The organism is Alterotamlana spongicola (genome assembly GCF_035818475.1).
Lineage (GTDB): Bacteria > Bacteroidota > Bacteroidia > Flavobacteriales > Flavobacteriaceae > Cognatitamlana.
This window is the reverse complement of record NZ_JAYMGV010000004.1, coordinates 108,692-130,123: the sequence shown is the minus strand read 5'-3', so window position 1 is coordinate 130,123 and position 21,432 is coordinate 108,692. Positions and strand designations below refer to the sequence as shown.

The window sequence follows — 21,432 nt, the reverse complement described above, 5'->3', positions numbered from 1 at the left end:
AAGCGATTAAGTTTCTTTAGAACTATGTCTATACTTAAAAAACACTATAAAGACCAAGGCTATAACCAGTACATATCCAGCAAAAACAAACCAGATTGTAGGCCAATTTTTCACACTATTCTCTGTAAAAAAGTCCACGACACATCCACTGGCATAAGCTCCAATAATGGGTCCTAACCCTCCAGTGGTTAAAGCAAACAAACCTTGCACACTTGACCGCACACTTTCTGGGGTTTCTTCTTCAACATACAACGACCCTGAAATATTAAAGAAATCAAATGCCATTCCATAGATTATCATAGAAGCTATCAAGAATCCTAACCCAATACCTTCTGGATTCCCTACACCAAAGAAACCAAACCTGAAGACCCAAGCAATCATACTAATTAAAGCCACTATTTTAATTCCGAATTTTTTATAGAAAAAAGGAATAGCCAATATAAATACAGTCTCTGAAATTTGAGACAAGGACAATAAGAATACCGAATGTCTTACTGCAAAAGAATCTGGATAATTTATAGCAAAGTCATTTAAAAAAGTGATGATGTTTTAGTAATCATTTAATTTATTCTCCTAATGGATCACCAAAATAGCTCTCTTTAAACAGATCTCTGAACGTTTCTTTTTACGATGTTTCAAACATAAACTGAAGTTTCGTCTGATTTGCTTCTTGATTTTCTGGTAAATAAAATCACAGTGAAGGTGCTTTTTGTTTTCATTTTAAATGACTTTTTGTTAAACAATAATTTGTAAAGACGAAAGTCAAATCATGTCTTAAAAGCTCTTTAAAGTTAGTACATTTTTAGCGAACAATTGCACACCGATTTGCACACCTTTTTAATGAGAATAGATGTTTTTATTTGGAATCAAATAAAATGCATAAAAACAAAAAACACTGATAATCACACAATTAACAGTGTTTTGCTTTAACCTATTACTAGGTTCGTCGGGGTGGCAGGATTCGAACCTGCGACCTCCGCGTCCCAAACGCGGCGCGATAACCGGGCTACGCTACACCCCGAAATGGTTATCTAAAATTGCGGAGAGACCGGGATTCGAACCCGGGCAACACTTACGCGTTGACAGATTAGCAATCTGCTCCATTACCACTCTGGCACCTCTCCTAAATTATATTAAGAACTTGTGCAATAAAATTGCGGTTGCAAATGTAACTCAAACACAACAAGAACGCAACTATTTTAATTGTTTTTTTATAATTTTTATTCAGGATATTCTATTCTCAAATGATAAATATTTGCAAGCTTGTGCTTTAGCACTTTTTTAATAGATTGAATTTCCTTAAAAGTAATATTAGCATTTAAAAATTGTCCCTCTTCTATCTGTTTATTTATAATATTTTCAACAAATGCCTCAATTTTTGAAGATGTAGGCTCCTTTAAACTTTTTGAAGCTGCTTCAATACTATCACACATCATCAAAATAGCTGTTTCTTTACTAAATGGTTTAGGTCCCGGGTAACTAAAATCATGCTTATCAATGTCTAATTCAGGGTAAGCCTTTTGCTCTTTCATATAAAAATAATAAACCACACTTGTTCCATGATGTGTCCGTATAAAATCAATGACTCTATCCGGTAAATTATTTTTCCGGGCTATCTCAATACCGTTAATAACGTGAGCTGTTATAATTTGTGCACTTTCCTTTGAAGATAGTTCATCATGAGGGTTTATACCTGTAGATTGATTTTCAGTATAATATGTTGGATTTTTCATCTTACCAATATCATGATATAATGCTCCTACTCTAACCAGCATAGAATTAGCTCCTATTTCATTTGCAGAAGCTTCGGCCAGATTAGCAACATTAAGAGAATGGTGAAAAGTACCCGGTGCTTTGTTAGCCAACTCCTTAAGCAGTTTTGTATTGGTATCTGATAGCTCTAAAAGCGAAACATCTGAAACTAACCCAAAAAGTTTTTCATAAATGTAAATTAAAGGTTGTACAAATAATGTGGCAAGTCCGCATAAAATAAACCAGATAAACGTTTCCCACTTTAATGTTTCTACACTTCCTTCATGAATTACAAAAAAGGCAAAATATGCTATAATATAAATAAGTGTAATCTGCCCTACCGAAATAAACAAATTAGCTCGTTTATACAACTCTGAAACCGTAAGAATAGTTACAATACCAGCTATAATTTGTAAAAACATATATTCATAGCTATTGGGAACTATAAAACCCAGTAATAACACGGTGAGAACATGAGAAAAAAGCCCTAGTCTGGCATCAAAAAAGGCCTTAAACACCAAGGGCAAAACACATATTGGTATAATATAAATGTACTTAGAATTATAGTTAACCACTAAAGTTGTAATAAAAATAAAAAGTGAAATATTAAAAAAGATAAAAGTCACTTTGGTATTATCTTCAAATACTTTCACTCTATATTTTCTTAAAAACAGAAGCAACATTAAAAGCGCTAATGCCACTAATAAGGTGTAAGCAAATAATACCCAATTATAGTTTGCCTTGTTCCAGACCTGAGATTCATATTCTGACTGTAAAGATTTAAGAATTTGATATTTATCCCCTTCTACAACCTCGCCTTTTGAAACTATTAATGTTTCTCTGGCAACACTTCCCCGCGTATATGAAATCTTATCCAGATCATCCTGTAAAACCTTATCTGTAAACTGTTTATTGAATGCTATATTAGGCTCAATCAAGTCAAAAAACAAGGCTACAAACTCAGTTTTATACTCAGTAATATTGTAGATTTTTAAAACCCTATCAATTAGGGTGGTTATATGGTCTTGGGGTATTAAATTTGAAAAAACACCATCTAATTTCTTTTCCCTCCCATCAAGTATGACTATGCTTCTATCATCATTAAAGTCATAACTTTCACTTAAAACACCGTAAGTATAAAGTTCTCTAATAATATCTGTTCCAGATCTGTGCAACGTATTTAAAGTGGCTCTTGGAAGTGAGTCTGAAAATTGAACTTGAAACTGTGATTCAAAATCTGTGACCACTTTATCCTGTACAGTGTTATCGAGATCAAAATACAAGATAGCTCCATTTGTAAGCACTTCTTCCTCTTTTGCAATTTCAGATTCGGTTTTCTTTATTGCAAAATCAAAAGGGGCATATAAGTTTTCAGATTGCCAGGGCTTTCCTTTTTCAAAATTGTACTTAAACTTTCCGCTTTTAGGAAACAAGTATACAATCAAAAAAGTTGTAAATACAAATAGCAAACCTTTATAAATCAAGGAATGATTTCTATATAATTTGTTTATGAAGTCTTTCATATTGGAATCAAATGTAATAAAATTATAAGCTTTTACCATTTTTTATAATGGTAGAATCAATCAAATTTTTATTAAAAAATCGTTATTTTCGCAAGTACTAAACTTAAACATTAGATTGATGAGTAAAGAAGTGGTTATTGTTTCAGCAGCAAGAACCCCAATAGGTAGTTTTTTGGGAGCCTTATCAACAATTCCAGCGCCACAATTAGGAGCTATTGCTATAAAAGGTGCTTTAAATAAAATAAATTTAAAACCGGAATTAGTTGAAGAAGTTTTAATGGGCAACGTTGTACAAGCCGGTACAGGCCAGGCACCTGCCAGACAAGCTGCTATTTATGCCGGTATACCTAATACGGTACCTTGCACAACAGTGAACAAAGTTTGTGCTTCAGGTATGAAAGCGGTTATGCAGGCTGCTCAATCTATTGCTTTGGGAGATGCTAGTATCATTGTTGCCGGTGGTATGGAAAACATGAGTTTAATTCCACATTATTATCACGCGCGCTCTACCACTAAATTTGGACCTGCCAAAATGGAAGATGGTATGCAAAAAGATGGCCTGGTAGATGCTTATGATCAAAATGCAATGGGGGTTTGTGCTGATGCTTGTGCCAATAAATATGAGTTTTCAAGAGAAGATCAAGATGCTTATGCCATCCAGTCTTATAGTCGATCAGCCACTGCATGGGAAGCTGGGAAATTCAATACGGAAGTCGTTTCTGTTGAAGTACCACAACGCCGTGGTGAACCCATCGTTGTATCTAAAGATGAAGAGTACACTAATGTAAAAATGGAAAAGATTCCATCGTTAAGGCCTGCATTTACAAAAGATGGCACCGTAACTGCTGCTAACGCTTCAACCATTAATGACGGCGCCGGCGCTATGGTCTTAATGAGTAAGGAAAAAGCTAACGAATTAGGATTGCAACCTTTAGCAACTATTAAAAGTTATGCTGATGCTGCTCATGAGCCAGAATGGTTTACTACAGCTCCGGCTAAAGCACTGCCTAAAGCTTTGGACAAAGCCGGAATTTCAATTAATGATGTTGATTTTTTTGAACTTAACGAAGCCTTTTCAATTGTTGGATTGGCCAATATAAAACTATTGGGATTGAAAGACTCCAATGTAAATGTAAATGGTGGGGCCGTATCTTTAGGTCATCCATTAGGGTGTTCCGGTGTAAGGATTATCATTACATTGCTTAATGTTTTAGAACAAAATAATGCAAAAATTGGTGCAGCAGCCATATGCAATGGTGGCGGTGGAGCATCAGCAATTATTATAGAACGTACATAAGCTTATTTAATGCAATACGGTATTTGTAACTTAAGCATTGTTCCTCTAAGAAATGAACCTTCTGACACAAGTGAATTGGTTTCTCAAGTGCTATATGGCGAAATTTTTAAAATTTTAGAACAGCGCAAAAACTGGAGTAGGATCAGACTTGCTTTTGATAAATATGAAGGTTGGGTAGACAATAAACAATACGTTGAAATTACAGAAGAACAGTACAAATCACTTAACGGAAAAGCACCTAAACTTTCTACAGATCTGGTGGAGTTTATTGAAGATGAAAACAAACAACTTTTTCCTATTTCAATGGGGGTTACTTTAAATGGACTTTCTCTTTTAAATCATACCTATGACGGTCATTCTATTAGTAATAAAAATGACAAATCAAATATTATCCAAACAGCATTTTTGTACCTAAATACACCGTATTTATGGGGCGGTAAAACACCTTTTGGAATAGATTGTTCCGGTTTTACACAAATGGTATATAAACTTAACGGATATAAGCTGTTAAGGGATGCTTCACAGCAAGCTACCCAAGGTGAAGCTCTTAGTTTTATTGAAGAGAGCGAACCTGGGGACCTGGCATTTTTTGATAACAGCGAAGGCCTGATTGTTCATGTGGGAATCATTATGAAAGATAATTATATTATACATGCTCATGGCAAGGTAAGAATTGACAGGTTAGATCATTCAGGCATCTATAATGTGGATAAAAAAACGCATACACACAAGCTCCGCGTAATTAAAAAAGTAATATAAAAAAACCGCTTAAAAGCGGTTTTTTTATATTACTTATGTGGATTATAATATTATTGAGCGCCTTCTATAGCTTCAACTTTATCCTTTAAACTCTTATATTTATCCGTTTCGCCGAGTATACTGTAAATATTCATTAGCGTTTTAGCTGCATTAATATTTTCAGCATCCATATCTAATGCCTGAGACAAATAAGGTACTGCATCCTTATATAAGCTTTGTTTTTTTTCTTTTAATTCATCATAACGTTTATTATCAGCCTCTGATGTTCCTAAACCATTCATTTCTTCAAGAATAGGTTTCTCTTCTGATAAAATTAATGCTGCAATATTTATGTAGGCATTAATATATTTAGGGTCTAATTCAATGGCCTTTTGATAGTGCTGCTTGGCCTCCTCAGGGTGATCTGAATCTGTAGCTATAACTCCTAAATTGTATTGTAATTCAGGGTTGGTAGGATCCATTTCCGTTGCCTTTTGTAATAATGCTTTAAATTCTTCTGTATTGCCCATTTCATAATGAACATTGGCCTCTGATAAAACTAAGTTAACATCATTAGGGCTCTCTGCTCTTGCATCTTTCATTGCTGCTAAAGCCTTTTCATTATCCCCATTACTAACATAAATTAGTGCTACGTTTTTTACTATTTCAGGCTTTTTAGATTCAGTTAATTTCTCCGTTGGTTTTACGTGAGTTTTTGTTTTTATTGATATATCGCGTAATTCTTTGCTTTGAAACGGCTCTACTTCTTTAGTTTCCTTATTAACAGCAAAATATTGTTTTTCAATACCTGTATAGCCTAAAGTTTTAAGTTCTTCATATAACGCTAATGCTCTGTCATATTCCTTAACATTTACAGCTGTTGCAGCAGCATAGTATAAGAATATGGTATCTTTTTCATGAACTCTATATGCCTTTTCAAAGTACTTAGAAGATTGGGAATAATCACTTTTTTCATAAGCCTCATTACCGATCTTCAGCAATCCGTTTGAAATATCCTGTTTTAAGCTAGAAATTTCAGCCTTATAAGCGCCTTTTATATTTGATAAACTTTCTAGTGCTGCTTCAATATTTTCTAAAGAACCTTTGCCATTTGAATACAGTGCCTGAGCATTTAAATAATAGTATTTTGCTTTAAGCTTATCATCCATAGCTGACATCAAAGACTCTGCCTGACCTAATGCAGTCTTGGCTTCAGCAAAATTATTTGCCTTAATAGCTTTCTCTGCTGTTTTTAATTGCTTTTTTTGCGCAAATGAAAATGAACTCATTCCCATAGCCAAAGCAATAATAAATAGTTTCTTCATTGTAATAATATTTAATTTAATTTTCTGTGTTTTCGTTTTCTAAATTGTTATCAAGAGTTGTGCCACCTTCTGAGCCTTCAGTGGTTTCAATATCATCAACCTCATCTTCATCGTGCATAACCTTAGCCACAGCAGCAATAGAATCATTGCCTTTTAAGTTAATTAATTTAACACCCTGCGTTGCTCTCCCCATAACTCTTAAATCAGCGATAACCATTCTTATGGCAATACCTGATTTATTAATAATCATCAGATCATCATTATCTGTAACACTTTTAATGGCAACTAAATTACCTGTCTTATCAGTGATAGAAATTGTTTTAACACCTTTCCCTCCTCTGTTTGTAACTCTGTAAACTGGTTCTCCATCTTCCGGATCGTCAATATAAGTACGTTTACCATAACCGTTTTCAGATACTACAAGTACAGATTCTTCCTGAGGGTTTTCAATGGTAACCATGCCTATTACTTCGTCTTTATCATGCGCCAAAGTAATACCCCTAACACCGGAAGCTCCACGTCCCATTGGTCTTGTTTTTGCCTCTTCAAAACGAATAGCTTTACCAGACTTAAGTGCTAACATAACCTGGCTGTTACCAGTAGTTAATTTAGCCTCCAGCAATTCATCATTATCTTTAATAGTAATAGCGTTGATACCATTTGTACGAGGACGTGAATATTGCTCTAAACTGGTCTTTTTAACCTGACCATTTTTAGTTGCCATAATCACATAGTGACTATTTATATAATCTTCATCTTTTAAGTCCTGAGTACAAATAAAGGCCATCACCTTATCATCCTGCTCAATATTTATTAGGTTTTGAATAGCTCTTCCTTTTGAGGTCTTACTACCTTCAGGTATTTCATAAACACGCATCCAGAAACATTTTCCTTTTTGTGTAAAGAACAGCATATATTGATGGTTTGTTCCAACAAATAAATGTTCCAGGAAATCCTCATTTCTTGTTGTTGATGCTTTTTGACCAACACCTCCTCTATTCTGTGTTTTGTATTCTGAAAGAGAGGTGCGCTTAATATATCCTGCGTGAGAAATTGTAATAACTACCTTTTCATCAGGAATCATATCCTCAATACTTAAATCGCCTCCTGCATACTCAATAGTAGACCGGCGCTCATCACCATATTTATCTTTAATGGTTTCCAATTCTTCTTTAATGATATCCATTCTACGCTCTTTCTTATCAAGGATATCTTTTAAGTCTTCAATGGTTTTCATTAATTCTTCATACTCTACACGAAGTTTGTCCTGCTCTAAGCCTGTTAATTGACGCAAACGCATTTCAACGATGGCCTTTGCCTGAATTTCTGTAAGCTTAAAGCGTTCTATTAACTTAGTACGTGCTTCATCTGCATTTGCTGATGCTCTGATTAGAGCAATAACTTCATCAATATTATCTGAAGCAATTATTAAACCTTCTAAAATATGAGCTCTTTCTTCAGCTTTTCGTAATTCATATTTTGTTCGTCTAACAACAACTTCATGCCTATGCTCAACAAAATGATGTATTAAATCTTTTAAGTTTAGTAATTGAGGGCGACCATTTACAAGTGCAATATTATTCACACTAAAAGAAGATTGCAGTGCCGTATATTTAAATAACTTATTTAATACGATATTTGGAATGGCATCACGCTTTAAAACGTAAACAATACGCATACCATTTCTATCTGATTCATCTCTAATGGTAGAAATCCCATCTAGTTTTTTGTCGTTAACCAAGTCAGCAGTCTTCTTAATCATGTCTGCCTTATTTACTTGATATGGAATCTCTGTCACTACAATACACTCTCGCCCAGACACTTCTTCAATATTGGCATTTCCACGCATAACAATTCTGCCACGCCCGGTTTGAAAAGCCTCTTTAACACCATCATAACCATATATAGTACCTCCAGTAGGGAAATCTGGAGCTTTAACATGTTTGATCAATTCATCAACTTCAATGTCATTATTTTCAATATATGCTATAGTGCCGTTAACAACTTCAGTTAAATTATGAGGTGGCATATTGGTTGCCATACCTACAGCAATACCTGACGCCCCGTTAACTAAAAGTCCTGGAATTCTGGTTGGTAAAACTGTTGGTTCTTGAAGTGTGTCATCAAAATTCAATTTATGATCAACAGTTTCCTTTTCAATATCTGCCAACATGTCTTCAGATATTTTACGCATACGTGCTTCTGTATAACGCATTGCTGCAGGACTATCACCGTCAATTGAACCAAAATTTCCTTGTCCGTCTACAAGCATATAACGCAAGCTCCATTCTTGAGCCATACGTACCATGGCGTCATAAACAGAGGTATCACCATGTGGGTGATATTTACCTAAAACTTCTCCAACTATTCTTGCGGATTTTTTATGTGCTGAATTTGCTCTAACACCTAATTCATGCATCCCATAAAGTACACGTCTATGAACTGGTTTTAAACCATCTCTTACATCTGGTAAAGCACGTGACACAATGACTGACATTGAATAATCAATGTAAGCCGATTTCATCTCATCCTCAATATTAATAGGGATCAATTTTTCTCCTTCTGCCATAAATAATTTAATTTAATTTTATGTGTTTTTCAAAACATGCTAATATAATTATTTCATCAATCATAGTAAGATTATCAACGGTAAAATTTCGTGTAATTTATTAACAATTTTCACGACTTCTATAGTTAATAAGTATGGCATCAAAAATTTTGATTTTATAAAGTTTTTTTCGTCAATTAGCAATTTACAGACAATATTAAGGTACGGTTTTTGCCTTTAGTAAAATGTTTTATTATTTTTAATGCAGAAAGGATATAAAAATGGATGATAATTTTTCCCCAAGAGTAAAAGATGTTATTGCTTATAGTAAAGAAGAAGCATTACGTTTAGGCCATGATTTTATTGGCACTGAACATTTAATGCTTGGACTTTTGCGTGATGGTAACGGAAAGGCTATAAATATATTAAATGCCTTAGATATTGATTTGAATCACTTAAGGCGTAAAGTAGAAATACTAAGTCCCGCTAACCCTAATATTCAAGTCGCTTCTAACCAAAAAAAGAACCTGCACCTTACTAGACAAGCTGAGCGTGCTTTAAAAACTACATTTTTAGAAGCGAAACTATTTCAAAGTTCTTCTATAAATACTGCACATTTATTGTTATGTATTTTAAGAAATGAGAACGACCCCACTACCAAGCTTTTAAATAAGCTTAAAGTTGACTATGATAATGTTAAAGAACAATTTAAACTTATGATTACAAACGATAACGATTATATAGAACCAAAATCTGAATTTCAAGATGATGAGTCAACTCCCGAAGATGACTCATCAAAAGACAATATTTTTAACGCTCCTACTGGTAAAACCAATAAGAAGTCCAAAACGCCTGTTTTAGATAATTTTGGACGTGATTTAACCGCTTTAGCAGAAGAAGGCAAGTTAGACCCTGTTGTTGGCAGAGAAAAAGAAATACAGCGTGTTTCTCAGGTTTTAAGTAGAAGAAAGAAAAACAATCCGCTTTTAATAGGTGAACCAGGTGTAGGCAAATCGGCTATTGCTGAAGGTTTAGCGTTAAGGATTGTAAAACGAAAAGTATCCAGAATTCTTTTTAACAAGCGCGTTGTAACGCTTGATCTGGCGAGCTTAGTAGCTGGCACTAAATACCGCGGACAGTTTGAAGAACGCATGAAAGCCGTTATGAACGAACTGGAAAAAAACGATGACGTGATTTTATTTATTGATGAAATCCACACCATTGTTGGGGCAGGCGGCGCAACAGGGAGTTTAGACGCTTCTAACATGTTTAAACCAGCTTTGGCACGTGGTGAAATTCAATGCATTGGTGCTACTACTTTAGATGAATACAGGCAATATATTGAAAAAGATGGTGCATTGGAACGTCGTTTCCAAAAAGTCATTGTAGAGCCTACTTCTGTTGAAGAAACCATTGAAATTTTAAATAACATAAAAGGAAAATACGAAGAGCATCACAATGTTGATTATACTTCCGAAGCTATTGAAGCTTGTGTAAAATTAACTAATAGATATATGACCGAACGTTTTTTACCGGATAAAGCCATTGACGCTTTAGACGAAGCTGGGTCTCGTGTTCATATCACTAATATTGATGTTCCTAAACAAATCATAGAACTTGAAAAGCAATTAGAAGCCATTAAGGAAACTAAAAATGCTGTGGTTAGAAAACAAAAATACGAGGAAGCTGCTAAACTTAGAGATGACGAAAAACGTATTGAAAAAGAACTGGCTGTTGCTCAAGAAAAGTGGGAAGAAGATACTAAACAGCATCGCGAGATAGTGACTGAAGATAATGTTGCTGATGTAGTTTCTATGATGACTGGAGTTCCTGTTAATCGAATAGCACAAACCGAGATTAATAAATTGGCCGAATTACCCAACCTAATTAAAGGAAAAGTTATTGGCCAGGATGAGGCAGTTGCTAAAGTTGTTAAAGCCATTCAACGTAACAGAGCCGGCCTTAAAGACCCCAATAAACCCATTGGATCATTTATATTTTTAGGTCAAACAGGAGTTGGAAAAACACAATTAGCTAAAGTCTTATCCAGAGAGCTATTTGATAGTGAAGATTCACTGGTTAGAATAGACATGAGTGAATACATGGAGAAATTCGCCATATCCAGACTAATTGGTGCTCCTCCGGGATATGTTGGTTATGAAGAAGGTGGTCAGTTAACAGAAAAAGTAAGACGTAAACCTTATGCTGTAATCTTGTTAGATGAAATTGAAAAAGCACATCCGGATGTATTTAACATGTTGTTGCAAGTACTTGATGATGGTTATTTAACAGATAGTTTAGGTAGAAAGATTGATTTTAGAAATACCATTATCATTATGACATCAAATATTGGTGCCCGTAAGTTAAAAGATTTTGGTACCGGAATTGGTTTTGGAACAGCATCTCAAAAAGCTCAGGAAGATGCCAATGCAAGAAGTGTTATTGAAAATGCGCTTAAAAAATCATTTGCTCCTGAATTTTTAAATAGAATTGATGATGTTGTTGTATTTAATTCATTAGAAAAAGAAGATATCAATAAGATTATTGATATTGAATTGGAAAAGCTTTTGGCAAGAATAAAAACTTTAGGCTACAATCTTACATTAACAAAAGACGCTAAAGACTATATAGCTGAAAAAGGGTTTGATAAACAATACGGTGCCAGGCCCCTTAAAAGAGCTATTCAAAAGTATGTTGAAGATGCATTAGCTGAAGAAATTGTAGCATCACAACTACATGAAGGAGACAATATTACAATTGATATAGACAAAAAAACGGATGAATTAAAAATATCAATTGATAAAGCTGAAAAGCCCACTGAATCATAGAAAATCACAATTTTAAATATGTTAAAATCCTACAATCTAAATGAATGTAGGATTTTTTTTTTGAAAAACTGTAACAATAAAAAACTAATCCAATCTATACTATAAACAATTTGTTTTTTTGACGCTAGCCAATTTAAATACTGAGCAACTCATTACGCTTTGTAAATCTGAAAATCAATCTGCACAATTGGAGGTTTATAACAGATACTATAAAGCTATGTATAATACCGCTTTTAGGGTTGTAAAAAACAATTTTGAAGCTGAAGACATTATGCAAGATGCTTTTTTACAAGCCTTTACCAAGCTTGAAACATTAAAAGACATAAGCATCTTTGGGTCTTGGTTGAAACGAATTGTTATTAATAAAAGTATACATCATTACAACAAAAAAACTAAGAAAAATGAGGTTCCAATAGATGATATGCTTTATAAGATAGATGACAATTCAGAAAACATAAATAGTGATGATCATTTGAATCTAAAAGTAAAACAAGTACTAAGTTCAATGAAAATGCTAAAAGACAACTATAGAATAGTATTAACCTTAAATCTGGTTGAAGGTTATGACTATGAAGAGGTTAGTGAAATAATGGGCATTTCATATGCTAATAGCCGAACCATGATTTCCAGAGCTAAAGAAAGTTTAAGGCAAAAACTTCAAAGTGTTCTTGAATATTAAAAAAATACATGATGAGTAAGAGTAACATAGATGACATATTTAGAAATTTAGAAGACAAATTTGATGTTGAGACTCCTGATAATGGACATGAATTGCGTTTTTTAGAGAAACTTAACGCTCAGAATAATCCACCTCAGAAAATTATAAATTCTAAAACAAAATTCTGGAAACCATTTCTGGGTATTGCGGCTTCAATCACGCTTCTTATTTCAGTATTTATTGTTGGTCAACAGGAAGAAGATGCTTTAGATTTAGCCAGTGTATCTCCAAAAATGGCACAAACGCAAGATTTTTTTACCACTACAATTAATGACGAATTAAAAAAACTTCAGAAAGAATCAGCCCCGGAAGTACAAGCTTTAATTCAAGATGCACTAAAGCGTATTAAATATCTTGAAGATAATTATCAGAATTTAAAAATAGATTTGAGGGAAAGTGGTGAAGACAATAGAGTTATTTACGCCATGATTTCAAATTTCCAAAACAGAATAGACATCTTACAGAACACTCTAGAGCAAATCAATATAGTAAAACAGTTAAAAAATTCATCAAATATAATATCTGAAACAAATATTTAACCCGGCGTCAACAAACAAGATATTTGTAAAAATTAAAAACAATCAAAAACACAATCATATGAAACGAGCAATACATTTTAATATAATCATTGCATTTTTAATACTTCCGATTCTTATCTCTGCGTCAACCAAAACAGATTTCAAACACACTAAAACAAAGACTATTAATAAGGAATTCAATGTTAATAAAAATGCAACACTAAAAGTTAATAATAGCTATGGAAATATTGATATTATTACCTGGAATGAGAACCGCATTGTCTTTGAAATAACCGTTACAACTTCAGGGAACAATGAAGAAAAAACCATTGATAAACTACGAGAAATAGATGTAGCCTTTTCAGCTTCACCGGATCTGGTTTCGGCCGAGACTAAGTTTGGAAAAAATAAATCCGGGTCATGGTGGAATTGGGGCAGTAAGAATAAAATTAAAATGAAGGTCAATTATCTGATCAAAATCCCGGTTACCAATGCCGTAAACCTAAACAATAATTATGGGAACATCAATGTAGACAAATTGGAGGGCATGGCAAAAATAAACTGTGACTACGGGAAAATTGTTACAGGGGAATTATTGGCAGATAATAATGATCTGAATTTTGATTATGCTAAAGGTTGTTACTTTGAATATATAAAAAGCGGAAAAATAAATGCAGATTATAGTGATTTTACCATTTCAAAAACAAATAGTATAAATATAAATGCAGATTACACAAATTCTCATATAGAAACAGCTGAAAATGTAGCCTATAATTGTGACTATGGAACAGTTAAAATTGATAGAGTCAATACTATAAGCGGTAATGGGGATTATTTAACCCTAGTTATAGGAGATGTATATAAAAATGTTATGCTTAAAGCAGATTACGGTTCCATTAAGATAAAGAGAATGACTGAAAATGCTAAAAACCTCTCCATAAAATCAGACTATGTTGGAATAAAAATTGGGTTAGCGCCTAAGTATCATTTTAACTTTGATATAAAACTGGATTATGCTTCATTAAATAATGATACGGAACTCCATTTTACAAAAAAAATAGTTGATGGTTCTGATAAATATTATACAGGCTATTACGGAGATCAATCAGCGTCAAATAAAATTGAAATTTCTTCTGACTATGGAAATGTAACATTCTATAAAAATTAATCAATCTTTAAATAAAAACGAACATGAAAACATCAAAACAAATTACAGTTCTAATTTTAAGCCTAATGTTTGTATCAACCATACAAGCTCAATGGAAGAGTATAAAAGGCAATGGTAATATTGTAAAAATTGAACGAACCACTTCTGACTATGACGGCATTAAATGCGCAGGATTTATGGATTTCATCCTTGTTAAAGGTGAAGAAGGTAAAATATCTATTGAAGGTGATGAAAATCTGCTTGAATATATTGTTACGGAAGTAAAGAACAATAAACTAGTTGTAAAAACGAAAAACGGAAAAACCCTTAAACCCAGTAAAAGAAATGGTATAGTTATTACAATTCCTTTCCAGGACATTAACAGTGTTTCTTTATCTGGCTCCGGGGACTTGATTAACAAAGATCAAATTACTGCAACAAATTTTGGTGTAGCCCTAGCTGGTTCAGGAGATGTAATTATTGATTTAAGCGCTACCTCTGTTAAAGGTGCCGTTGCCGGATCCGGAGATATGACGCTAAAAGGTAGTACCAATAACTTAGAAGCAAAGGTTGCAGGTTCCGGAGATTTTCATGGTTTTGACCTGGATGCCAATCATACTGAGGTTTCTGTTGCCGGTTCCGGAGATGCCAAAGTAGTAAGTAAAAAAACATTAAAGGCCAGAGTTGCAGGTTCAGGAGATATTGCCTATCGTGGTAATCCTGAAGTGGACTCTAAAGTTTCTGGTTCAGGAAGTATTTCCAATAAATAATCAGTTAAATAATTTTGAAAAAAAGGGTGGTTGTACCACCCTTTTTTTATTCGGTTTTTGGCATCTTAAATAATAAAATTATACCCATTAAAAAGAATATAAAAAGAAACAAAATAGCATTTCTCATGGTGCCCGTTATCTGATCAATAGTAGCAAAAATGACCATTCCTATAACTATTCCTATCTTTTCAGCAACATCATAAAAACTAAAATAAGACGTGGTGTCTTCTGTTTCAGGTAAAAATTTAGAGTATGTTGATCTGGCTAAAGATTGAATACCTCCCATTATAAGCCCAACAACAGCAGCAGCAATATAAAACTGTATTGGAGTTTCCATAAAATAAGCATAAAAACACAATCCCATCCAAATACCATTGATATAAATTAATGTCTTTATGTTTCCAAATTTAGCAGACGCTTTAGACGTTAATGTAGCTCCTAAAACAGCCACCAGCTGAATAACTAAAATACTAACAATCAACCCGGTAGTCTTACTGGAATCACTCCCCCATGCTATTTCTTCCTCTCCAAAATATACCGCTACCAGCATAATGGTTTGTACTGCCATACTAAATACAAAAAAAGCATATAGATAACGTTTTAATCTTAAATTTTTCTGTAAATCCTGCCACACTAAACGCAATTCTTTAAATCCATTAAAAACTACGGCTTTTGTTACTTTATGTCCTGTTGATGCCCCTTTAGGCAAAAAGTAAAACGAATACTGACTAAATAAGGCCCACCAAATACCAACTGTAATAAATGAATAACGCATCATCTGCATTTTAGATTCTCCATCAGCCTGGCTCATAACCATAACCAGATTTACTATCAATAATATAACACTCCCTATATACCCTAGTGAAAAGCCTTTAGCACTTATGCTATCCTGCTGTTCAGGAAATGCGATATCCGGCAAATAGGAATTATAGAATACCAAACTTCCCCAATACCCAATTAATCCCATAAAATAGAAGAGTAAACTTAAATGAATCTGCTCCAAGTTAAACCAGTATAACCCAATACAACCGGCACTACCAACATAACAAAAGAATTTTAAAAAGTTCTTTTTATTTCCAACATAATCTGCAATACCGGAAAGCAATGGAGATATAAATGACACAACCAAAAACGTAAAAGCCGTTACAAAAGTTATAAGTGCTGTACTTTTAAATTCAAGTCCAAAAGCACTAACTGTTTTTATTTCCGATAGAAATAAAGCTGAGTAAAATATTGGAAATATGGATGATGCAATGGTTAATGTATAAACGGAATTTGCCCAATCATAAAAAGCCCAGGCATTTAGGAGTTTTTTACTTCCTTTTTCAAGTTCTATCATATAAAAAAAGCTACCCTTTTATGAGCAGCTTCTAAAGTAATCAAATATTTTTATTTGAACACTAATTAATTCTATTCTCTAAACTGAGTAACTCCAAATTTTTTAGCTTCTTCAACAGCAGTAGGAGCCAATGCCGTTAAATTTGCTATACGGGAGTCGTTAGATGGATGCGTACTTAATATTTCCGGTGGAGCCTCTCCACTTCCGCTATTAGCTTTCATACGTTTCCAAAGCTCTGCTGCTTCACTAGGGTTATACCCTGCAATAGCCATAAGGTATAAACCTATTTTATCAGCTTCTGTTTCGTGGTTTCTGCTAAATGGGAGCATAACTCCAACTTGCGAACCAACGCCGTAATACTGATTAAAAGCGTCTCTTGCTTTGTCATCCTGAATGGCAATATTCCCTGCTACAGCCCCAAATTGCTGTAACATACCGGCGCTCATACGCTGTTGTCCATGATTGGCTAAAGCGTGTGCCACTTCATGTCCCATTATGGCAGCAACACCGGTTTCGCTTTTTGCTATCGGCAAAATACCCGTATAAAAAACAATCTTACCACCAGGCATACACCAGGCATTCACGGTTTTATCATCAACCAAATTATATTCCCATTTATAATCGTTCAAATAGCCATGGTAGCCATTTGCCGTTAACCATCGTTCTGCTGCTACTGCAATACGTTCACCCACACGGGTTATCATTTTTGCATCAGCTGTACCGGTTATTACCTTGCTCTCCGTTAAAAACTGATCATACTGAGCAAAGGCCGTAGGAAATAACTCTGCGTTTGAAACTAAAGCCATGGTTTTCTTTCCTGTAAATGGGTTTGTTGCACAAGAAAAAACAAGAACTGCCACAGCCAAAATTAAAATTGAATTTTTTATTTTCATCTTTAAGAAGGATTTTAATTGGATTTTTAAAAATACGAAAAATGTACCTTTTATAATAGGACACAATTTACATTTATTAGTCACAACATATATTAAAAAATTAATATTTATTTTTTTTGTTATATTATTATAGGATGACCGACTATTAGAAAAAATATTTATGAAAAAAATAGCAATACTTTTATTTAGCTTACTAATATTTAGCTGCAAAGGGAATTCACAAAAGACAATAAAAGAGCCATTTGAGGTCTCTAAAACTGAAAATGAATGGAAATCTCAGTTATCTGACCTTGAATATTATGTTTTAAGGCAAGCCGGTACCGAACGCGCATTCACCAGCCCTTTAAACAAAAATTATGACGATGGTACTTATGTGTGTAAGGGTTGTGATACACCTTTATTTAAAAGTGAACATAAATTTGACTCAGGCACAGGTTGGCCTAGCTTTGATAGAGAAATAAAAGGCAACGTGGCTTTTTCAACAGATTATGATTTGGGCTATGCCAGAACGGAAGAGCATTGTGCAGTCTGTGGCGGGCATTTAGGACATGTTTTTAATGACGGCCCAAGGGATACCACCGGAAAGCGTCATTGTATAAATGGGGTTTCATTAAAATTTATTCCCCAAAAATAAACCGTATATTTATTTATATGGAGAGTTACTTATCAGGCGTCTTAAAACAATTTGAATATTACAAAAGTTTAGGAGATAGAACTTTTGGCCAACTGACATTTGACCACATGCGTTGGCAAAGCTGTGAAAATTCAAATAGTATTTCCATTATTGTAAAGCATTTAACGGGAAATATGCTAAGCCGATGGACCAATTTTATGATTGAAGACGGTGAAAAAGATTGGAGACAACGTGATAGCGAATTTATTGGTAGTTTTGAATCTAAAGAGGACATAATTGCGTCCTGGGAAAGTGGTTGGACTTGCTTGTTTAAGGCTATAAAACCTTTAAAAGAAAATGACTTAGGACAAATTGTGTACATCCGAAATCAAGGACATACAATTACCGAAGCCATTAACAGGCAATTGGCTCATTATGCTTACCATGTTGGGCAAATTGTATTCCTGGGAAAACTTATTAAAGGCCCTGAATGGCAATCGCTATCTATCCCTAAAGGAGATTCTTCAACCTATAATAAGGATAAATTTAGTAAAGAAAAAGGACGACGCCATTTCACTGACGATTTATAAATTAAAGGTTTTTCTGAAACCAACTACTTTCAAGTCAGATCCTTTCAGAACATATTTCTAGATTATACCTTTCGCTTTTTCTTAAAAGGCCTGATTATTAACCTGGCTTCCCTATCAAAACGAATATAATTATACACCCAGTTTATAAATACCACCATTCTATTTCTAAAACCAATTAAAAAGAACAAGTGGACAAACATCCATACATACCAGGCAAAAACACCTTGAAACCTGATGTTTTTTAAATCTACAACAGCTTTATTTCTTCCAATAGTAGCCATAGCGCCTTTGTCCTTATATGCAAAAGGTGTCATAGGTTGCTCCTCAAGTAGTCTCAAAAGATTATCTCCCAACTGTTCTCCTTGCTGAATGGCCGGTTGTGCCATCATAGGTAACCCTTGTGGTGATTCATCCGCAATCATACATGCTATATCACCGATAGCAAAAATATTACTAAACCCTTTTATTTGATTGAACTCATTTACCAATAACCTGTTTCCCCTAGTCACAAATGTTTCAGAATCCAGCCCCTTTATTGTAGCTCCTTTTACTCCTGCCGCCCAAATTAACGTAGCAGTCTCAAAAGTCAACTCGGTGCTGGTAGTTACAGTCTTACCATCATAATTAGTTACCCGGACATTTTTCCAAATATTAACTCCTAACTTTTCTAAAAAATCCTCTGCTTTCTGGGAAGCTTTTTCGCTCATTCCCTTAAGAATACAATCTCCTGATTGTACAATATGTATTTGAGCCATTCTGGTATCCAGATCCGGATAGTCTTTTGGTAAAATACCTTTTTTTATTTCTGCCAATGCTCCGGCAAGCTCAACACCGGTAGGACCACCTCCTACAATTACAAAGTTCATCAAAGCATTTCTTTCATTCAAATCAGAAGTCAATAAAGCATCTTCAAAGTTTTCCAATATTAAACTTCTTAAATTTAAAGATTGAGGTATGGTTTTCATGGCCATACTATATTTTTCAATCTCGGTATTCCCAAAATAATTTGTTTTAGAACCTGAGGCTACTACCAAATAATCAAACTTTAAACTTCCAATATTGGTTCTAACTTTATTCTTTTTAATATCTATTTCCTCTACATTAGCCAATCTAAAGTAAAAATTAGGAAAGTCTTTCAATATTTTTCTAATAGGATACGCTATAGAATCCGGTTCCAAGCCACCAGTAGAAACCTGATAAAGAAGTGGTTGAAAAGTGTGATAATTATTCTTATCCAACAGTACCACCTGTACTTCTTGTTTTGATAATTTTTTAGCTAAGGAAACTCCGGCAAAACCACCGCCGATAATAACGATTCTAGGGTAACTTGTTCTAGGTATGTTCATAAAATAATACTTGCTTTACAAAGGTAGTACAAAGATGTAAAATTAAAGCCTTCTAAATTCTTTATTCAAATTCGATTTTGTAAATTCGTAGCCTAAAATTTAACACATGAGTAAATACGATATTATTGTTCTTGGAAGTGGTCCTGGTGGTTATGTTACGGCTATTAGAGCATCACAATTGGGTTTTAAAACCGCTATTGTTGAAAAAGAAAATCTTGGTGGGGTATGCTTGAATTGGGGATGTATTCCAACAAAAGCACTATTAAAATCTGCTCAAGTTTTTGAATATCTTAAACATGCTGAAGATTATGGATTATCTGTAAAAGATTATGATAAAGATTTTGAAGCTGTTGTAAAGCGTAGTCGTGGTGTTGCTGAAGGCATGAGTAAAGGTGTTCAATTTTTAATGAAAAAGAATAAAATTGACGTTATCAATGGTTATGGGACACTTAAACCTGGTAAAAAAGTTGATGTAGATGGAACCGAATATAGTGCTGATCATATAATTATAGCAACTGGAGCCCGTTCCAGAGAATTACCCAGCTTACCTCAAGATGGTAAAAAAGTAATTGGTTACAGAGAAGCCATGAGCTTACCTGAACAACCTAAAAAAATGATTGTGGTTGGTTCTGGAGCTATTGGAGTTGAGTTTGCATATTTCTACAATTCTATGGGAACCGAAGTAACTATCGTTGAATATCTACCTAATGTAGTGCCTGTAGAAGATCAGGATGTTTCAAAGCAGTTAGAACGCTCATTTAAAAAGAATGGAATAAAAATCAAAACATCTGCTGAAGTAACCTCTGTAGACACATCCGGAGACGGTGTTAAAGCTACGGTCAAAACAAGCAAAGGTGAAGAAATCCTTGAAGCTGATGTAATTTTAAGTGCTGTTGGTATTAAAACTAATATTGAAAATATAGGTTTAGAGGATGTAGGTATTGTAGTGGATAGGGATAAAATTATTGTAAATGATTTTTATCAAACTAATATTCCTGGTTATTACGCTATTGGAGATGTAACTCCAGGTCAGGCCTTGGCACATGTTGCTTCTGCTGAAGGCATTTTATGTGTTGAAAAACTTGCAGGACATCATGTTGAGGCTTTAGATTATGGGAATATTCCTGGATGTACCTATTGTTCACCTGAAATAGCTTCTGTTGGTTTAACTGAAAAACAAGCTAAAGACAAAGGTTTAGATATAAAAGTAGGAAAGTTTCCTTTCTCGGCATCAGGTAAAGCTAGTGCTGGCGGAAATAAAGATGGGTTTGTAAAAGTGATTTTTGATGCTAAATATGGTGAATGGCTAGGTTGCCACATGATTGGCGCCGGGGTTACAGATATGATTGCTGAAGCTGTAGTAGCTAGAAAATTAGAAACTACCGGACATGAAGTGCTGAAAGCAGTTCACCCACACCCTACTATGAGTGAAGCGGTCATGGAAGCTGTTGCTGATGCTTATGATGAGTGTATACATATATAAGCTA

The 21,432-nt window shown here is 34.2% G+C and carries 17 protein-coding genes and 2 tRNA genes; 10 read left to right on the top strand and 9 right to left on the bottom strand.

Annotated elements, in window-relative coordinates; translation table 11 throughout:
- Positions 1–6: 6 nt before the first annotated feature.
- The 4 genes from VOI54_RS16430 to VOI54_RS16415 all read right to left on the bottom strand — a co-directional run bounded on the left by VOI54_RS16430 (position 7) and on the right by VOI54_RS16415 (position 3,275).
- Positions 7–519: an MFS transporter gene (locus VOI54_RS16430; protein WP_442809399.1), complete on the bottom strand. Its 513-nt coding sequence runs from the start codon at positions 517–519 to the stop codon at positions 7–9.
- Between the two features lie 427 nt (positions 520–946).
- Positions 947–1,021: transfer RNA gene (locus tag VOI54_RS16425), tRNA-Pro, on the bottom strand.
- Between the two features lie 19 nt (positions 1,022–1,040).
- Positions 1,041–1,124: transfer RNA gene (locus VOI54_RS16420), tRNA-Ser, on the bottom strand.
- Between the two features lie 96 nt (positions 1,125–1,220).
- Positions 1,221–3,275, bottom strand: a complete 2,055-nt coding sequence (locus VOI54_RS16415; RefSeq protein ID WP_326284304.1) for an HD family phosphohydrolase — start codon at positions 3,273–3,275, stop codon at positions 1,221–1,223.
- A gap of 118 nt (positions 3,276–3,393) precedes the next feature.
- Here VOI54_RS16415 and VOI54_RS16410 point away from each other — a divergent pair, with 118 nt between their 5' ends.
- Both VOI54_RS16410 and VOI54_RS16405 read left to right on the top strand, forming a co-directional pair.
- Positions 3,394–4,572 (top strand): acetyl-CoA C-acyltransferase, encoded by a 1,179-nt coding sequence (locus tag VOI54_RS16410; protein WP_326284219.1) that lies wholly within the window; start codon positions 3,394–3,396, stop codon positions 4,570–4,572.
- A gap of 9 nt (positions 4,573–4,581) precedes the next feature.
- Complete coding sequence (locus VOI54_RS16405; protein WP_326284218.1) at positions 4,582–5,331, top strand: C40 family peptidase; 750 nt, start codon at positions 4,582–4,584, stop codon at positions 5,329–5,331.
- A 50-nt stretch (positions 5,332–5,381) separates the two neighbouring features.
- Here the strand turns inward: VOI54_RS16405 and VOI54_RS16400 are convergent, their stop codons facing one another.
- Positions 5,382–6,635, bottom strand: coding sequence for a tetratricopeptide repeat protein (locus VOI54_RS16400; protein ID WP_326284217.1), 1,254 nt, complete (start codon positions 6,633–6,635; stop codon positions 5,382–5,384).
- A gap of 16 nt (positions 6,636–6,651) precedes the next feature.
- Positions 6,652–9,204 carry a DNA gyrase subunit A gene (gene gyrA, locus VOI54_RS16395; protein ID WP_326284216.1) on the bottom strand — a complete coding sequence of 851 codons (2,553 nt, stop codon included), beginning with the start codon at positions 9,202–9,204 and terminating at the stop codon, positions 6,652–6,654.
- 260 nt (positions 9,205–9,464) lie between these two features.
- Between gyrA and VOI54_RS16390 the strand changes: the two genes are divergently transcribed.
- The 5 genes from VOI54_RS16390 (at position 9,465) to VOI54_RS16370 (ending at position 15,164) form a co-directional block, all read left to right on the top strand.
- A complete protein-coding gene (locus VOI54_RS16390) occupies positions 9,465–12,011 on the top strand; it encodes an ATP-dependent Clp protease ATP-binding subunit (RefSeq protein ID WP_326284215.1) in 2,547 nt (848 codons plus the stop codon).
- A gap of 118 nt (positions 12,012–12,129) precedes the next feature.
- Positions 12,130–12,690 carry an RNA polymerase sigma factor gene (locus VOI54_RS16385; protein ID WP_326284213.1) on the top strand — a complete coding sequence of 187 codons (561 nt, stop codon included), beginning with the start codon at positions 12,130–12,132 and terminating at the stop codon, positions 12,688–12,690.
- An 11-nt stretch (positions 12,691–12,701) separates the two neighbouring features.
- Complete coding sequence (locus VOI54_RS16380) at positions 12,702–13,268, top strand: hypothetical protein (RefSeq protein ID WP_326284211.1); 567 nt, start codon at positions 12,702–12,704, stop codon at positions 13,266–13,268.
- Between the two features lie 58 nt (positions 13,269–13,326).
- Positions 13,327–14,415 carry a DUF4097 family beta strand repeat-containing protein gene (locus VOI54_RS16375; protein WP_326284210.1) on the top strand — a complete coding sequence of 363 codons (1,089 nt, stop codon included), beginning with the start codon at positions 13,327–13,329 and terminating at the stop codon, positions 14,413–14,415.
- A gap of 23 nt (positions 14,416–14,438) precedes the next feature.
- Positions 14,439–15,164: a head GIN domain-containing protein gene (locus VOI54_RS16370; protein ID WP_326284208.1), complete on the top strand. Its 726-nt coding sequence runs from the start codon at positions 14,439–14,441 to the stop codon at positions 15,162–15,164.
- A 46-nt stretch (positions 15,165–15,210) separates the two neighbouring features.
- On the opposite strand, the gene VOI54_RS16365 is transcribed toward VOI54_RS16370, so the two are convergent.
- Complete coding sequence (locus tag VOI54_RS16365) at positions 15,211–16,503, bottom strand: MFS transporter (protein ID WP_326284207.1); 1,293 nt, start codon at positions 16,501–16,503, stop codon at positions 15,211–15,213.
- Between the two features lie 71 nt (positions 16,504–16,574).
- Positions 16,575–17,396, bottom strand: coding sequence for a M48 family metallopeptidase (locus VOI54_RS16360; protein WP_326284205.1), 822 nt, complete (start codon positions 17,394–17,396; stop codon positions 16,575–16,577).
- Between the two features lie 160 nt (positions 17,397–17,556).
- Between VOI54_RS16360 and msrB the strand changes: the two genes are divergently transcribed.
- Together msrB and VOI54_RS16350 are read left to right on the top strand one after the other, a co-directional pair.
- Positions 17,557–18,030 carry a peptide-methionine (R)-S-oxide reductase MsrB gene (msrB, locus tag VOI54_RS16355; RefSeq protein ID WP_326284204.1) on the top strand — a complete coding sequence of 158 codons (474 nt, stop codon included), beginning with the start codon at positions 17,557–17,559 and terminating at the stop codon, positions 18,028–18,030.
- Between the two features lie 17 nt (positions 18,031–18,047).
- The gene (locus tag VOI54_RS16350; protein ID WP_326284202.1) at positions 18,048–18,599 is read left to right on the top strand and encodes a DUF1572 family protein; all 552 of its coding nucleotides are present in this window, start codon (positions 18,048–18,050) and stop codon (positions 18,597–18,599) included.
- Positions 18,600–18,661: 62 nt separating this feature from the next.
- Here VOI54_RS16350 and VOI54_RS16345 read toward each other — a convergent pair whose 3' ends face one another.
- Entirely contained in the window at positions 18,662–19,945 is a 1,284-nt protein-coding gene (locus VOI54_RS16345; RefSeq protein WP_326284201.1) for an NAD(P)/FAD-dependent oxidoreductase, read from the bottom strand.
- 106 nt (positions 19,946–20,051) lie between these two features.
- Between VOI54_RS16345 and lpdA the strand changes: the two genes are divergently transcribed.
- Complete coding sequence (gene lpdA, locus VOI54_RS16340) at positions 20,052–21,428, top strand: dihydrolipoyl dehydrogenase (protein WP_326284199.1); 1,377 nt, start codon at positions 20,052–20,054, stop codon at positions 21,426–21,428.
- The last annotated feature ends 4 nt before the right edge of the window (positions 21,429–21,432 follow it).

What these genes read in the sequence shown, in the direction of transcription:
- VOI54_RS16415 (WP_326284304.1), bottom strand. Translation starts at nt 3,275, where the DNA reads ATGAAAGACTTCATAAACAAATTATATAGAAATCATTCCTTGATTTAT.
- VOI54_RS16410 (WP_326284219.1), top strand. Translation starts at nt 3,394, where the DNA reads ATGAGTAAAGAAGTGGTTATTGTTTCAGCAGCAAGAACCCCAATAGGT.
- VOI54_RS16405 (WP_326284218.1), top strand. Translation starts at nt 4,582, where the DNA reads ATGCAATACGGTATTTGTAACTTAAGCATTGTTCCTCTAAGAAATGAA.
- VOI54_RS16400 (WP_326284217.1), bottom strand. Translation starts at nt 6,635, where the DNA reads ATGAAGAAACTATTTATTATTGCTTTGGCTATGGGAATGAGTTCATTT.
- gyrA (WP_326284216.1), bottom strand. Translation starts at nt 9,204, where the DNA reads ATGGCAGAAGGAGAAAAATTGATCCCTATTAATATTGAGGATGAGATG.
- VOI54_RS16390 (WP_326284215.1), top strand. Translation starts at nt 9,465, where the DNA reads ATGGATGATAATTTTTCCCCAAGAGTAAAAGATGTTATTGCTTATAGT.
- VOI54_RS16380 (WP_326284211.1), top strand. Translation starts at nt 12,702, where the DNA reads ATGAGTAAGAGTAACATAGATGACATATTTAGAAATTTAGAAGACAAA.
- VOI54_RS16375 (WP_326284210.1), top strand. Translation starts at nt 13,327, where the DNA reads ATGAAACGAGCAATACATTTTAATATAATCATTGCATTTTTAATACTT.
- VOI54_RS16370 (WP_326284208.1), top strand. Translation starts at nt 14,439, where the DNA reads ATGAAAACATCAAAACAAATTACAGTTCTAATTTTAAGCCTAATGTTT.
- VOI54_RS16365 (WP_326284207.1), bottom strand. Translation starts at nt 16,503, where the DNA reads ATGATAGAACTTGAAAAAGGAAGTAAAAAACTCCTAAATGCCTGGGCT.
- VOI54_RS16360 (WP_326284205.1), bottom strand. Translation starts at nt 17,396, where the DNA reads ATGAAAATAAAAAATTCAATTTTAATTTTGGCTGTGGCAGTTCTTGTT.
- msrB (WP_326284204.1), top strand. Translation starts at nt 17,557, where the DNA reads ATGAAAAAAATAGCAATACTTTTATTTAGCTTACTAATATTTAGCTGC.
- VOI54_RS16350 (WP_326284202.1), top strand. Translation starts at nt 18,048, where the DNA reads ATGGAGAGTTACTTATCAGGCGTCTTAAAACAATTTGAATATTACAAA.
- VOI54_RS16345 (WP_326284201.1), bottom strand. Translation starts at nt 19,945, where the DNA reads ATGAACATACCTAGAACAAGTTACCCTAGAATCGTTATTATCGGCGGT.
- lpdA (WP_326284199.1), top strand. Translation starts at nt 20,052, where the DNA reads ATGAGTAAATACGATATTATTGTTCTTGGAAGTGGTCCTGGTGGTTAT.